Here is a 12,243-nt window from a genome sequence, read left to right on the forward strand (position 1 = left end):
CGCCGACATCGCGGCTGACCGCCCGCGCCTCCTGATGAGCCCGCGAGGTCGGCCTTTGACCCAGGACCAGGTCGCGGAGCTTGCGGCCGGGCCCGGCCCCCTGATCGTCTGCGGCCGCTTCGAGGGCATCGACCAGCGGGTGATCGAGGCCAGGGGGCTCGAGGAGGTCTCGATCGGCGATTATGTGCTGTCCGGTGGCGAGATCGCCGCGATGGCGCTGATCGACGCCTGTGTCCGCCTGTTGCCCGGGGTAATGGGCAAGCAGGCCTCGGGAACCGAGGAGAGCTTCTCCGAAGGACTACTGGAATACCCCCAATACACCCGCCCGCAGGAATTCGAGGGCCGACAAATCCCGGAAATCCTGATTTCCGGCGATCATGCCAAGGTTGCGGCCTGGCGGCTGGCCCAATCCGAGGCCCTGACGGCGGCCCGGCGGCCCGACCTCTGGGCCCGGAAGGCCGGCCAAAAAGCCGCTCCGCGAGGGACAAAAAACACGACAGACGGGTGACAAACCCCGCGCTTTGCCTTATAGGCACGGCCTAATCCGCACACGCGCAGGATAGATGGACGTTTGCGCAGCCCCCATACAGGCTGGGCGCGCCGCCGATGGAGATTTCGATGAACCTTATTCAGCAGCTCGAAAAAGAGCAGTTCGACAAGCTCGCCGCCACCAAGACCATTCCGGAATTCGGCCCCGGCGACACCGTCATCGTCAACGTGAAAGTGGTCGAAGGCGACCGTACCCGCGTGCAGGCCTATGAAGGCGTTTGCATCGGCCGCTCCGGCCAGGGCCTCAACGAGAGCTTCACCGTGCGCAAGATCTCCTACGGCGAAGGCGTCGAGCGCGTCTTCCCGGTGATGTCGCCGATGATCGACTCGATCAAGGTCGTGCGCCGCGGCAAGGTGCGTCGCGCCAAGCTCTATTACCTGCGCAACCTGCGCGGCAAGTCGGCCCGCATCGTCGAGAAGCAGGACCGCCAGACCGCCGTCGGCGAGTAACGTTTTCCCTTCCAGGGGATGTGACCAAAAGCGCGGGGCCTGCCCCGCGCTTTTTTATTGCGGCATACCTATCTGACTTGCAGGCCCGCGCATCGATCGATTGTCGCGGGCGCGAGCCCTGTGTTAGAAATTTAGAATGGTTCCGGATCAAGCAAGCCAGTGCTGCCCAAGTCAGATCTGCCAGCGCGTCGTGATCGACGATCGCTCGCGGCTGCCCGGCCGCTTCTTTGGGCGCTTTGCGACGTCGGCAACGTCTGAGCTTAGACGCGCAGCGTAACGCTGCTTGGACGCCTTCGCCTGCCCGCGCACCGAGATGCGCTTAACGCCATTCGCCACTGAATTTCTTCTGGAGCTGAAGCTCATGTCCAAACCGACCACGCTGTACGACAAGATCTGGAACGACCATCTGGTCCATGAGGCCGAGGACGGCACCTGCCTGCTCTATATCGACCGCCATCTGGTGCACGAGGTGACCTCGCCGCAGGCGTTCGAAGGTCTGCGCGCCGCCGGCCGCAAGGTGCACGCGCCCGAGAAGACGCTCGCCGTCGTCGACCACAACATCCCGACGACCGATCGCTCGAAGCCGAACCCCGATCCCGAGAGCATCGAGCAGATGCGGGTGATGGCGGAGAACGCCAAGGAATTCGGCATCGAATATTACAACGAGTTCGACAAGCGTCAGGGCATCGTCCACGTCATCGGTCCGGAGCAGGGCTTTACGCTGCCCGGCACCACCATCGTCTGCGGTGACAGCCACACCTCGACGCATGGCGCGTTCGGTGCGCTCGCGCACGGCATCGGCACGTCAGAGGTCGAGCACGTGCTGGCGACGCAGACGCTGATCCAGAAGAAGGCCAAGAACATGCGCGCGATCGTCGACGGCAAGTTGCCGGAAGGCGTGACCGGCAAGGACATTATCCTGGCGATCATCGGCGAGATCGGCACCGCCGGCGGCACCGGCTATGTGCTGGAATATGCCGGCGAGGCGATCCGTGCGCTGTCGATGGAAGGCCGCATGACGGTCTGCAACATGTCGATCGAAGGCGGCGCACGCGCCGGCCTGGTGGCGCCCGACCAGAAGGCGTTCGACTTCCTGCGCGACCGCCCGAAGGCGCCGAAGGGTGCCGCCTGGGATGCCGCAATGCGCTACTGGGAGACGCTGCGCTCCGACGAGGGCGCGCATTTCGACCACGAGCTACGGCTGGACGCTGCAAAACTGCCGCCGATCGTCACCTGGGGCACCAGCCCTGAGGACGTCATCTCGATCACCGGCTTCGTGCCCGATCCCGACAAGATCGCGGACGAGGCCAAGCGGCTCTCCAAGCACCGCGCGCTGAAATATATGGGCCTGACCGCCGGCACCAAGATCACCGACATCAAGCTCGACCGCGTCTTCATCGGCTCCTGCACCAACGGCCGGATCGAGGATCTGCGCGCCGCGGCCAAGATCGCCGAGGGCAAGACCGTCAACGCCAACGTCAACGCGATGATCGTGCCGGGCTCGGGCATCGTGAAGGAGCAGGCGGAAGCGGAAGGCCTCGACAAGATCTTCGTCAAGGCCGGCTTCGAATGGCGCGAGCCGGGCTGCTCGATGTGTCTTGCGATGAATCCGGACAAGCTGAAGCCGGAAGAGCGCTGCGCCTCGACCTCGAACCGCAACTTCGAGGGGCGTCAGGGCTTCAAGGGCCGCACCCATCTGGTGTCGCCCGCGATGGCCGCGGCCGCCGCGATCGCCGGCCACTTCGTCGACGTCCGCGACTGGCGGTAACTCGCCGTTTTCGCCTCAAGCTCGAGCCGTTGTGGAAACGGCTCGTTAACGGGGCGCCCGCACACTGGCTCCTTGCGAGGGTAATTTCGCGGGGAGCCTGCCGTGACCGACAAGCGCGAATTCGTCGACATGATCAGCGAGGCGACGCAGCAGAAGCGGCGCCGCCGCGCTGCGCCGCGCGTGATCGATCTGCCTGCCGAGGTGAAGGAGACCTCGCGCCTCAGCCACTGGCCGCCGGATCGCTGGACGCAATGGCGGATGGAAAACCTGACGCCGTGGAAGATAAAGCCCTGGAAGCTGAAGGACTGGGATTAGCGCGTTAGCGCAAGTTACCCGACAAAAACGGGCGCCATCTCAGCAATCCACGCAGCAAATGGCTCTCATCTCTAGGCCTCCCTGACAACGGCAATGAGAACCGCGCTGCATGGCAGCCGGTCTCCTCGCGTTCATAGCAGTCGCTCCCGGCATGACGCTAAGGATGCGCAACTGAATGCGTCATGAACGTGCAAAGCGCGTGCGACGGAGAAGCCGGAGAGAAGCCCAGTGACTGTCTATGTGATCGTGCAACTCAAGATGACCGATCGCGCCGCCTATGATCGGTATCAGGCGCGCTTCTTCGACGTGTTCAGGAAATTCAACGGGCGACTGCTGTCGGCCGACGAACAGCCCGCGGTACTCGAAGGCAGCTGGGATCGCGACAAGCTGGTGCTGATGTCATTCCCCGACGAAGCCGGATTCCGCGCCTGGTCTGAATCACCTGAATACGTCGAGATCTCGAGAGATCGCAAAGCCGGTGCGCAGGGCATCGTGCTGCTGGCGAAGGGCTTCGCGCCTTGACGTCAGCGGCGCAGCTCCGGTCGAGCGGAGTTGCGCGTGTATCGGTCTGCTGTGCCGCGTGCGTCACCAGAACGGGCCGAACCCGAAGCCAAAGGTGAACGGCGCCGGCGCAGCATACGGGTACGGCCGATAGTAGTACGGCCGCCCGTAGTAATAGGAGCCGTACGGCCGATAGTAGGAATAGGGCTGATAGTACGGTCGGTAGTAAGGCCGATAGCCGCGATGGTGGTGGTGACGATGGTGATGACGGTGCTGCGCACTGAAATCGGTCGCCTTGCGCTGTTGCGCGCCGGCCTGCGGCCTGGTTGAAGCCGCAGCAGTTGCCGATGCCGGCGCCGTCAATGCGAATGCACAAGCCACGGCGACAACGCCGATCCATCTCATCATGATCAACTCCTGCAGATTGCGTTGAACGTCATCTCGCGCGCGAATCTGCCGGTTTGAAGGCTGTCAACGACAACAGGCCCGCTGCTCACGGGCCTGTGTCTCAAGCGCGCTGATACGCCGCGCGATCAGCGGCGCCAATGGCGGCGATGTCCCCAGCCACGGTGATGTCCGCGGTGCCAGCCACGATGCCAACCACGGTTATGTCCATGGCCCCAGCGTACCTGCGTGGTGGTCTGGTTCGCGTTGTCCTGAACCGTTGCGGCGGCGCCTGGCGTGGCGAGCGACATCGCGTTCGCGCGCTCGGCCGGCATCGCCAAACCCAGCACGGCACCGACGGCCGCGAGTCCCAGAACCTTCATCACCTTCATGAGCTAATCTCCTTGATCTCTTGATGTCACGTCTCGCAACGACGATTCGGTTTCGAATCGATCCCCGTTGCCGCGACGCAGATCGCGAGCTGGATGCGGACGACGTGAGCGGGAAGTGAATTTCTGCGCCACGATCATGAATGCCGGCGGCGCGCTCAGGTTCCGACACATCACGCGGTTTCTCGCCTTGGTGCGCAAAACCCGGCATAGACTACCGTCGTATCTCGCGTGCTCACTGTTGCAGGAGATTGCGGTGACACACACAGGCATACGCAGGCAGTTGCTTCGAACTGCACTCGCGACGCTTGCTGGTTCCATCATGCTCGCTGATATCGCGCTGGCCTCGCAAGGTCCGGGCGGCGGCATGGGGACCGCAAGCCAGCTCACGCAAATGCTGATGGCGATCGCGGTCTATGGAACGGCGGGAGCGATCGCGGCTGTCGCAGTGATCAGTGCAGCGCGCCGCCGGACGCGCAGCTAGCCGGGCCGCCAGAAGCAGTTCATGCGCGGCGTGATCACGGTGCCGCTCGGCCGGTGCTCCTGCACATAGGTCGCGGTGCAGTCACGCACGGCGTTCGGTCCGGGATTGTAGCGCGGGATGACATCCGGTTCCCAATGATCCGGCCGGGACCGGTAGATCGGCACGCGCTTCAGGTGGCGGCGCTCGACGACGCGCTCGCGCACGACCGGAGCCGCCTCACCGACGCGCGCCTCGGCAGCCGCGCTCTGTGCCCGCGCCTCTCCCACCGGGAGCGAGAGCCCGACTGATGCCGCCAACAGCGCTGCCGCCACGATCCGTTTCATCACGCCACCCAAGCCCCATTATTGGGCCGCACGGTCTCCCATTGCGCCGCCAAGGTCAACTGCGCTGGCGCCGCCGACAGCACTCGCGCTAAAGGAGTGTCATGTGGACCACAGAAAAAGCCCCCTCGCTCGCCGAGATGGAGGCCATGGCGCACGAGGTTTTCGAGCGCCTGCCCGAGACGTTCCGGGCCCTCTGCGAGGGCCTCATCATCCGTGTCGACGACTTCCCGACCGAGGAGGTGCTCGACGAGATGCAGGCCGAGAGCGAGTTCGACCTGCTCGGCCTGTTCCACGGCATCGGCCTGCCGCAGCAGAGCCATGGCGACGTGGCCCGGCTCCCCAACCTGGTCTGGCTGTACCGCCGGCCGATCCTGGACTATTGGGCGGAGCACGACGAGACCCTCGGCCACATCGTCCGCCACGTGCTGATCCATGAGATTGGGCATCATTTCGGCCTCTCGGACGCCGATATGGAGGCGATTGAGGCTGGCGCGGGGTAGAGCGTTTTCGAGCGAAGTGGACCCCGGTTCGCGTGAAGAAAACGCGTCAAAACGAGGATCTGGAGCCCGTTCCGCTTCCATCGGAACGGAATGGGCGCCAGCTTTGCAGAAATCGCCCTTTTACCGCTGTCACATTCGCGATAGACATCCGGCCCCGTATCCCATTTTTTGCCTGGGAAGAGCACCGATGGACAAGTTCACCACGCTGGAAGGCGTCGCGGCACCGCTGAAGATCATCAATGTCGACACCGACATGATCATTCCGAAGCAGTACCTCAAGACCATCAAGCGCACCGGCCTTGGCAAGGGGCTTTTCTCCGAGCAGCGCTACAAGGATGACGGCAGCGAGAACCCGGATTTCGTTCTCAACCAGTCCGCCTATCGCAACGCGAAGGTGCTGGTCGCCGGCGACAATTTCGGCTGCGGCTCGAGCCGCGAGCATGCGCCCTGGGCGCTGCTCGACTTCGGCATCCGCTGCGTGATCTCGACCTCGTTCGGCGACATCTTCTACAACAACTGCTTCAAGAACGGCATTCTGCCGATCCGCGTGTCGCAGGAGGATCTCGACAAGCTGTTCGACGACGCCGAGCGCGGCGCCAATGCGACGCTGACCATCGACCTCCCCAACCAGGAGATCCGCGGTCCCGACGGCGGCAAGGTGAAGTTCGAGATTGACCCGTTCCGCAAGCACTGCCTGATCAACGGCCTCGACGACATCGGGCTGACGATGGAGAAGAAGAAGTCGATCGACACCTACGAGGCCAAGCTCAAGGAGCGTGCCTGGGCTTGAGGCTCGGCGTATCATCAAGCTCCGGTGCCTTCAGGCGCCGGGGCTTTTCTTTGCCGCTTCGCAAACCTGCTGATGGCTGACGCACATGCTGCCTGACATCGTCACCTTCTGGCATGGCTCGATGGATGCGTTGCGCCAGACCTGTCTGCGCTCGCAGGTGGCGGCCGGGCACAAGGTCACCGTCTACAGCTTCGATCCGATTCCCGGTCTGCCCGACGGCGTCGGCAATGCCGAAGCCGAGGCGGTGCTGCCGCACTCGTTCTCGCAGAAGCTGCGTCCGGCCGAGCGCGACGGCTCGTGGCGCGACTGGACCATCCTGCAGTTCAGCGACTTCTTCCGGATGCGGCTGATGACGCAGCGCGCGGGCGTCTGGCTCGATGCCGACGTGCTGCTCTTGAAACCTGTCCAGATCGATCCGGCAAAGCCCTATTTTGCCTGGGAGCGGCCGCGGCAGCTCGGCAATTCGGTGCTGTATCTGCCGCAACATGATCCGATCGTGCGCGCCTTCGAAGCGCTGATGAAGCAGGACGAACTGACGCCGGACTGGCTCGCGCTGCGTCACCGCCTGACCTTTGCGATGCGCAAGCTGCGCGGCAAATCCGATCGCCTGTCCGACATCCGCATCGCGATCTACGGCCCCGCCGCGCTCACCGCGCTGGCGCGCCGCGAAGGCGAATTGCAATACGCGCTGCCGAAGCGCTCGTTCTACGCAGTGCACGCCGAGCCGAAACTGTTCTTCGAGCCGTCGGATTTTTCGCGCACCCTCGATGATCCCGGGATCATCGGCCTGCACATCTCCCCGAAGGGACGCGGCAAGGAGACGCCGATCCCCGGCAGCCTCTACGCATGGGCGACGGAGCGCTTTGGGCAGCGGAGCACTTCGGGTAAGCGTGAGCCGATTTGATCTGCCGCAAGGTCGGGCTGCGCAGAAGGCATCATATTGGGATGCCGCTCTACGTTGATTGGAGGCGCCCATGACCACCGAAGCTCGGACGTACCCTGTCGTCGAGTATCTGGTCGATGTGTTCGGCGACTGGCTGAAGCATCGGCGGGAGCTTCGCGAACTGCGCGAGCTGGACGATGCGAGTTTCAGCCAGATCGCAAGCGATCTGCGGATCAGCACCGACGATCTCGCGGCACTGGTGCGCCAGGGGCCGCACAGCGCCGATGAGCTACCCAAGCTGCTCACCGCGCTCGGGATCGATCAGGAGAAGCTCGCGCGCACCGAGCCCTTGGTGCTGCGCGACATGGAGCGGGTCTGCAGCCTCTGCGGCCATAAGCGCCAGTGCGACCATGATCTCGCCGCCGGCACGTCCAGCGCCCATTTTCACCAATACTGCCTGAACGCCGCGACGATCGATGCGCTCGGCGAGGCCGCAGGTCGCAAGCCGGCGTCGTGAGAGAACGCCGATGCTGAACCAGCACCTCGTCTGGCGTCGTGCGTTGTTGATCTTCCTGATCGTGATGGGGGCGCTCTTCCTGCTGCGCCTGCATCGGGCAGATGGCACCGAGCAGCCGTCAGAAAGCATCGCTGCCGGACACCGGCTGGCCGAAGCGTGGTGCATGGAATGCCATGTCATCGGCGCGATGCCCACGGGCGCAAAGAAAGTGCCGCCGGACTTCGTCGCCGTCGCCAACCGCCCCTCGACCACCAAGCTCTGGCTTAAGGTGTTCCTCAAGACGAGCCATCCGACGATGCCGAACATCATCGTGGGACCGAGTGAGGCCGATGACCTCGCGAACTATATCATGAGCCTGAAGCGCGACTAATCCGGAAAAGTGCGAAGCGGTTTTCCGGAAAGATCATGCTCAAACAAAGAGCTAAAGCGCAACGACGATTCAACCTGATCTCATTGCTTTAGAGCGCGATGAGATCAGTTTGCGTTGCGACCGAAGGCGCTGCGCTTGGGACGTGCGCCCGAGCCCATGACCGTCAATGCCCCATCGCTGCGATTGCGTCGGCGATCGCGATGGTGCGCTTGGCCATCTCGGCGTGCAGGCGCTCCACCATGCGGCCGTCGAGCTGGATCGCGCCGCGCGAGGCGTTCTCCGGCTGCTCGAAGGCCGCGATGATCTTGCGCGCCTCGGTGACCTCGGCCTCCGGCGGCGTGAAGATCGCGTTGCAGGCATCGATGTGGCTCGGGTGGATCAGCGTCTTGCCGTCGAAGCCGAGATCTCGGCCCTGCGCGCATTCCTCGGCAAAGCCGTCGACATTGCTGATGTCGCCATAGGGTCCGTCGAGGATCTCGAGCCCGTGCGCGCGGGTCGCCAGGATGCAATGCGTGATCATCGGGATCATCGCCGCGCGGCCCGGCTTCATCCGGATCCGGGTCTCGCGCGCGATGTCGTTCGGCCCGAATACGAAGCCGGCGAGCCGGGTCTCGGAATCCTTCGATGCCGCGGCAAGCTTGTCGGCGTCGAGCACCGCACGCGCGGTCTCGATCATGGCCCAGACCCGGATCGAGGCAGGAGCATTGACGTCGCTGAGTCGATCGGCGACGGCGTTGAGATCGTCGACGGTGGAAATCTTGGGAACCAGGATTCCGTCGGGCTGCGCCTTGCCGGCCATGGCGATGTCATCGACCCACCACGGCGTATCGAGCGCGTTGATGCGGATCAGGACCTCGCGCTTGCCAAAGCCCTTCGCGGCGACCGCCTTGGCGATCTGCTCGCGCGCGATCGCCTTGGCCTCGGGGGCAACCGAATCCTCCAGATCGAGGATGATGCCGTCCGCCGGCAGCGTGCGGGCCTTCTCTAGCGCGCGCGCATTCGATCCCGGCATGAACAACAGGCTGCGGCGCGGACGGATCATGGGCATTCTCCTGGGGGCTTCGGCTCCGCCGCTGTCCAATGTTTGGGCATCGGGCAGGAACCATGCTTCGACGCTGCCGTATCATCTCAGGCCGGACGCCGAAAGTCTTGTTCCCGTCGTTCGCATGTGGTTAGCCAGAGGCCATGAAATTCTTTCCGAAGCAGTTGATCGACGGCTACCGGACCTTCGCGACCCAGCGGCTGCCGACTGAACAGTCGCGCTACCGGGACCTGTCGGAACGCGGCCAGTTTCCCGAAACCATGGTGATCGGTTGCTGCGATTCCCGCGTCTCCCCCGAAGTGATCTTCGACGCAGGTCCTGGCGAATTGTTCGTGGTCCGGAACATCGCCAATCTGGTTCCGGTCTATCAGCCCGACAGCAACGCCCACGGCGTGTCGGCCGCACTGGAATACGCCGTGACCGTGCTGAAGGTGAAGAACATCGTGGTGCTGGGCCATGCCCAGTGCGGCGGCATCCGCGCCTTCGTCGACAAGATCAAGCCGCTCACGCCGGGCGACTTCATCGGCAAATGGATGCAGATGTTCATCAAGCCCGGCGAGGTGGTCGAGCAGCGCGAGCATGAAAGCATGCTGGACTTCGTCACCCGCATCGAGAAGGCCGCGGTGTTCCGCTCGCTGGAAAACCTGATGACCTTCCCGTTCGTCCGGGAACGCGTGGAGAGCGGCGAGATGCAACTGCACGGCGCCTATTTCGGCGTCGCCGAAGGCTCGCTGTTCGTGCTCGACCGGACCGCGAAGGAATTCATCAGCGTCGCCGATGCGCTGAAGGCCGGCGAGTAGCTGGACCTATCGGCTACTCATCACCGTGAGCGCCGCCCCAGCGATCGGACAGCGCGAGCAATAGCGCCGAGATCACGAACACCAGGTGCACGGCGACGAGCCAGGTCATCCGCGTCGCGTCGAACGCGGCATCTATGTTGAGAAACGCTTCCAGCACGTGGATCGCGGAGATCGCGACGATCGAAGCCAGTAGCTTCTGCTTCAGCCCGGCAAAGTCGATCCTGGTGATCCAGATCGGCCAGTTCGGGTTGCCCGACGTGTCGATGCGCGAGACGAAGTTCTCGTAGCCCGAGAACACCACGATCAGAATGAGATTGGCGACCAGCGTGACGTCGATCAGCGCCAGCGCATCGAGGATGACTTCCGTCGATTTGTAGCCGGCCGCATGCAGGACGAACTCCCAGAGCATGCGCGCGAATTTCAGCAGCAGCACCGCCAGCGCCACGACCAGGCCGACATAGAACGGCGCCATCAGCCAGCGGCTGTTGAACAGCACATATTCGAAGCCGCGCATGATGCGCGGCGTCGAGGGACTCGATGGGACGGGAGCCGACTGTTCCGACATGGTTGCGCCCCCCGTTGGTCTCCGCCCGTCAGGCCGCTTTCTGCTTCGCGGTGATCAGCTTGCGGTTGATCAGGACTTCCGCGATCTGCACGGCGTTCAGCGCCGCGCCCTTGCGCAGATTGTCCGACACGCACCAGAACGCCAGGCCGTTCTCCACGGTGGCGTCCTCGCGGATGCGGCTGATATAGGTGGCGTCCTCGCCGGCGGCCTCGTAGGGCGTGACGTAGCCGCCCGGCTCGTGCTTGTCGATCACGAGGCAGCCCGGCGCATTGCGCAGGATGTTGCGCGCCTCGTCCGCGGTGATCGGATTGGCGAACTCGACATTGACCGCTTCGGAGTGACCGACGAAAACCGGCACGCGAACGCAGGTCGCGGTCAGCTTGATCTTCGGATCAAGGATCTTCTTGGTCTCCGCCATCATCTTCCACTCTTCCTTGGTGAAGCCGTCTTCCATGAAGACGTCGATCTGGGGAATGACGTTGAAGGCGATCCGCTTGGGAAACTTCTTATTGATCAGCTCGTCATTGGTGTAGACGGCCTTGGTCTGCGAGAACAATTCGTCCATCGCATCCTTGCCGGCGCCCGACACCGATTGATAGGTCGAGACCACGACGCGCGTGATCGTCGCCTTGTCATGCAGCGGCTTCAGCGCGACGACGAGCTGCGCGGTCGAGCAGTTCGGGTTGGCGATGATGTTCTTCTTGGTGAAGCCGGCGGCCGCATCCGCATTCACTTCCGGCACGATCAACGGCACGTCCGGGTCCATCCGCCAGGCCGACGAATTGTCGATCACGACCGCACCGGCGGCGCCGATCCTGGGCGACCATTCCTTGGAGACCGAGCCGCCCGCCGACATCAGGCAGATGTCGATGTCGGAGAAATCATAATGCTCGAGCGCCTTCACCTTCAGCGTGCGGTCCCCATAGGAGACCTCGATGCCGACGCTGCGGCGCGAGGCCAGCACGACGACCTCGTCGGCGGGGAATTTGCGCTCATCGAGAATGTTGAGCATTTCGCGCCCGACATTGCCGGTCGCACCGACCACCGCGACTTTGTAACCCATCGTTCACTCTCCGACGAAAAATGCCCGTTCCCCCGCTGTCAGCGGAAAGGGAAGAGGCAGCGCTTCTATGCGAGAAACCCCGTCAAGACAACGTTGCGTAGCTTTGAGCGTTTTGATGCGTTTATTTCGGGCCGATCCCGCCGCGCCCCATCATACGGGAAATCCGTCAGCCCTGACGAGCTTCGTCGACGAGGTGTACGCCACGCTCTCCGGGCTGTTCGCCTATGCCGCCGTGCTCGCGCTGTTTGTCGTCCTCGGAAACTATCTATGGAAGCAACTGCCGGACGCAACCGCGACGGCCGCCCCGGCCGCTACAGGCTGGAGCCCGGCCGGCCGCTCGGCCCCCGCCTTCGCCATCAGCAAGCTCGATCAGCGAGATAAAACAGAGACTTACGAAATCTTCCGGCACCCTGAGGGCGGCCGCAAGGACGTTTTCCGCTGGACCGACGCCGATGGCGCGCCGGCGGCCGAGCTGGAAATCTACCGCCCCGGCGGCGAGGCCATGGGCCCCGCGGTCACCGAGATTGCCGGGCGGCTCGTCTCGGGCGGG

Annotated in this window: 19 protein-coding genes and 1 pseudogene; 13 read left to right on the forward strand and 7 right to left on the reverse strand. The window is 63.7% G+C overall.

From position 1 onward, the window contains the following. Together trmD and rplS are read left to right on the forward strand one after the other, a co-directional pair. Positions 1-508 (forward strand): tRNA (guanine(37)-N(1))-methyltransferase (gene trmD / locus H8A92_RS36915; protein WP_229200193.1); only part of this gene is annotated, 508 nt, incomplete at its 5' end. A 110-nt stretch (positions 509-618) separates the two neighbouring features. Further along, a complete protein-coding gene (gene rplS / locus H8A92_RS36920; protein ID WP_163156833.1) occupies positions 619-999 on the forward strand; it encodes a 50S ribosomal protein L19 in 381 nt (126 codons plus the stop codon). 171 nt (positions 1,000-1,170) lie between these two features. Here the strand turns inward: rplS and H8A92_RS36925 are convergent, their stop codons facing one another. Further along, positions 1,171-1,335 carry a hypothetical protein gene (locus H8A92_RS36925; protein WP_229200194.1) on the reverse strand — a complete coding sequence of 55 codons (165 nt, stop codon included), beginning with the start codon at positions 1,333-1,335 and terminating at the stop codon, positions 1,171-1,173. Between the two features lie 25 nt (positions 1,336-1,360). Here H8A92_RS36925 and leuC point away from each other — a divergent pair, with 25 nt between their 5' ends. The 3 genes from leuC (at position 1,361) to H8A92_RS36940 (ending at position 3,604) form a co-directional block, all read left to right on the forward strand. Beyond that, positions 1,361-2,767: a 3-isopropylmalate dehydratase large subunit gene (leuC, locus tag H8A92_RS36930; RefSeq protein WP_163156831.1), complete on the forward strand. Its 1,407-nt coding sequence runs from the start codon at positions 1,361-1,363 to the stop codon at positions 2,765-2,767. Between the two features lie 102 nt (positions 2,768-2,869). Further along, positions 2,870-3,082, forward strand: a complete 213-nt coding sequence (locus H8A92_RS36935) for a hypothetical protein (protein ID WP_229200195.1) — start codon at positions 2,870-2,872, stop codon at positions 3,080-3,082. A 228-nt stretch (positions 3,083-3,310) separates the two neighbouring features. Further along, entirely contained in the window at positions 3,311-3,604 is a 294-nt protein-coding gene (locus H8A92_RS36940; RefSeq protein ID WP_229200196.1) for a DUF1330 domain-containing protein, read from the forward strand. A gap of 63 nt (positions 3,605-3,667) precedes the next feature. On the opposite strand, the gene H8A92_RS36945 is transcribed toward H8A92_RS36940, so the two are convergent. After that, a complete protein-coding gene (locus H8A92_RS36945) occupies positions 3,668-3,991 on the reverse strand; it encodes a hypothetical protein (RefSeq protein WP_229200197.1) in 324 nt (107 codons plus the stop codon). Between the two features lie 125 nt (positions 3,992-4,116). After that, complete coding sequence (locus H8A92_RS36950) at positions 4,117-4,359, reverse strand: hypothetical protein (RefSeq protein ID WP_229200198.1); 243 nt, start codon at positions 4,357-4,359, stop codon at positions 4,117-4,119. Positions 4,360-4,474: 115 nt separating this feature from the next. Here H8A92_RS36950 and H8A92_RS36955 point away from each other — a divergent pair, with 115 nt between their 5' ends. Then, on the forward strand, positions 4,475-4,840 hold the full coding sequence (locus tag H8A92_RS36955) for a hypothetical protein (RefSeq protein WP_229200199.1): 366 nt from the start codon (positions 4,475-4,477) through the stop codon (positions 4,838-4,840). Here the strand turns inward: H8A92_RS36955 and H8A92_RS36960 are convergent. Next, positions 4,837-5,163 (reverse strand): hypothetical protein, encoded by a 327-nt coding sequence (locus H8A92_RS36960; RefSeq protein ID WP_163156821.1) that lies wholly within the window; start codon positions 5,161-5,163, stop codon positions 4,837-4,839. The genes H8A92_RS36955 and H8A92_RS36960 overlap by 4 nt on opposite strands. A gap of 101 nt (positions 5,164-5,264) precedes the next feature. Here H8A92_RS36960 and H8A92_RS36965 point away from each other — a divergent pair, with 101 nt between their 5' ends. The 5 genes from H8A92_RS36965 (at position 5,265) to H8A92_RS36985 (ending at position 8,223) form a co-directional block, all read left to right on the forward strand. Further along, complete coding sequence (locus H8A92_RS36965) at positions 5,265-5,663, forward strand: metallopeptidase family protein (protein ID WP_229200200.1); 399 nt, start codon at positions 5,265-5,267, stop codon at positions 5,661-5,663. 187 nt (positions 5,664-5,850) lie between these two features. Continuing rightward, on the forward strand, positions 5,851-6,453 hold the full coding sequence (gene leuD, locus H8A92_RS36970; RefSeq protein WP_074128336.1) for a 3-isopropylmalate dehydratase small subunit: 603 nt from the start codon (positions 5,851-5,853) through the stop codon (positions 6,451-6,453). A gap of 85 nt (positions 6,454-6,538) precedes the next feature. Beyond that, positions 6,539-7,357 (forward strand): glycosyltransferase family 32 protein, encoded by an 819-nt coding sequence (locus tag H8A92_RS36975; protein WP_229200201.1) that lies wholly within the window; start codon positions 6,539-6,541, stop codon positions 7,355-7,357. 70 nt (positions 7,358-7,427) lie between these two features. Beyond that, positions 7,428-7,853 carry a hypothetical protein gene (locus tag H8A92_RS36980; protein ID WP_229200202.1) on the forward strand — a complete coding sequence of 142 codons (426 nt, stop codon included), beginning with the start codon at positions 7,428-7,430 and terminating at the stop codon, positions 7,851-7,853. A gap of 10 nt (positions 7,854-7,863) precedes the next feature. Further along, a complete protein-coding gene (locus H8A92_RS36985; RefSeq protein ID WP_229200203.1) occupies positions 7,864-8,223 on the forward strand; it encodes a c-type cytochrome in 360 nt (119 codons plus the stop codon). 163 nt (positions 8,224-8,386) lie between these two features. Here H8A92_RS36985 and H8A92_RS36990 read toward each other — a convergent pair whose 3' ends face one another. Beyond that, entirely contained in the window at positions 8,387-9,265 is an 879-nt protein-coding gene (locus tag H8A92_RS36990; RefSeq protein WP_229200204.1) for an HpcH/HpaI aldolase/citrate lyase family protein, read from the reverse strand. A gap of 143 nt (positions 9,266-9,408) precedes the next feature. Here H8A92_RS36990 and H8A92_RS36995 point away from each other — a divergent pair, with 143 nt between their 5' ends. Then, positions 9,409-10,065 (forward strand): carbonic anhydrase, encoded by a 657-nt coding sequence (locus tag H8A92_RS36995; RefSeq protein WP_229186709.1) that lies wholly within the window; start codon positions 9,409-9,411, stop codon positions 10,063-10,065. Positions 10,066-10,078: 13 nt separating this feature from the next. Here H8A92_RS36995 and H8A92_RS37000 read toward each other — a convergent pair whose 3' ends face one another. Beyond that, entirely contained in the window at positions 10,079-10,630 is a 552-nt protein-coding gene (locus tag H8A92_RS37000) for a TIGR00645 family protein (RefSeq protein WP_229200205.1), read from the reverse strand. 28 nt (positions 10,631-10,658) lie between these two features. Continuing rightward, entirely contained in the window at positions 10,659-11,693 is a 1,035-nt protein-coding gene (locus tag H8A92_RS37005) for an aspartate-semialdehyde dehydrogenase (protein ID WP_024583208.1), read from the reverse strand. A 103-nt stretch (positions 11,694-11,796) separates the two neighbouring features. Between H8A92_RS37005 and H8A92_RS37010 the strand changes: the two are divergent. Further along, positions 11,797-12,243: pseudogene (locus H8A92_RS37010) on the forward strand (hypothetical protein); the annotation flags it as partial.

Origin of the sequence: Bradyrhizobium acaciae, from assembly GCF_020889785.1 — a bacterium.
GTDB classification, from domain to species: domain Bacteria; phylum Pseudomonadota; class Alphaproteobacteria; order Rhizobiales; family Xanthobacteraceae; genus Bradyrhizobium; species Bradyrhizobium acaciae.

What these genes read in the sequence shown, in the direction of transcription:
- rplS (WP_163156833.1), top strand. Translation starts at nt 619, where the DNA reads ATGAACCTTATTCAGCAGCTCGAAAAAGAGCAGTTCGACAAGCTCGCC.
- leuC (WP_163156831.1), top strand. Translation starts at nt 1,361, where the DNA reads ATGTCCAAACCGACCACGCTGTACGACAAGATCTGGAACGACCATCTG.
- H8A92_RS36945 (WP_229200197.1), bottom strand. Translation starts at nt 3,991, where the DNA reads ATGATGAGATGGATCGGCGTTGTCGCCGTGGCTTGTGCATTCGCATTG.
- H8A92_RS36950 (WP_229200198.1), bottom strand. Translation starts at nt 4,359, where the DNA reads ATGAAGGTGATGAAGGTTCTGGGACTCGCGGCCGTCGGTGCCGTGCTG.
- H8A92_RS36960 (WP_163156821.1), bottom strand. Translation starts at nt 5,163, where the DNA reads ATGAAACGGATCGTGGCGGCAGCGCTGTTGGCGGCATCAGTCGGGCTC.
- H8A92_RS36965 (WP_229200200.1), top strand. Translation starts at nt 5,265, where the DNA reads ATGTGGACCACAGAAAAAGCCCCCTCGCTCGCCGAGATGGAGGCCATG.
- leuD (WP_074128336.1), top strand. Translation starts at nt 5,851, where the DNA reads ATGGACAAGTTCACCACGCTGGAAGGCGTCGCGGCACCGCTGAAGATC.
- H8A92_RS36975 (WP_229200201.1), top strand. Translation starts at nt 6,539, where the DNA reads ATGCTGCCTGACATCGTCACCTTCTGGCATGGCTCGATGGATGCGTTG.
- H8A92_RS36980 (WP_229200202.1), top strand. Translation starts at nt 7,428, where the DNA reads ATGACCACCGAAGCTCGGACGTACCCTGTCGTCGAGTATCTGGTCGAT.
- H8A92_RS36985 (WP_229200203.1), top strand. Translation starts at nt 7,864, where the DNA reads ATGCTGAACCAGCACCTCGTCTGGCGTCGTGCGTTGTTGATCTTCCTG.
- H8A92_RS36990 (WP_229200204.1), bottom strand. Translation starts at nt 9,265, where the DNA reads ATGATCCGTCCGCGCCGCAGCCTGTTGTTCATGCCGGGATCGAATGCG.
- H8A92_RS36995 (WP_229186709.1), top strand. Translation starts at nt 9,409, where the DNA reads ATGAAATTCTTTCCGAAGCAGTTGATCGACGGCTACCGGACCTTCGCG.
- H8A92_RS37000 (WP_229200205.1), bottom strand. Translation starts at nt 10,630, where the DNA reads ATGTCGGAACAGTCGGCTCCCGTCCCATCGAGTCCCTCGACGCCGCGC.
- H8A92_RS37005 (WP_024583208.1), bottom strand. Translation starts at nt 11,693, where the DNA reads ATGGGTTACAAAGTCGCGGTGGTCGGTGCGACCGGCAATGTCGGGCGC.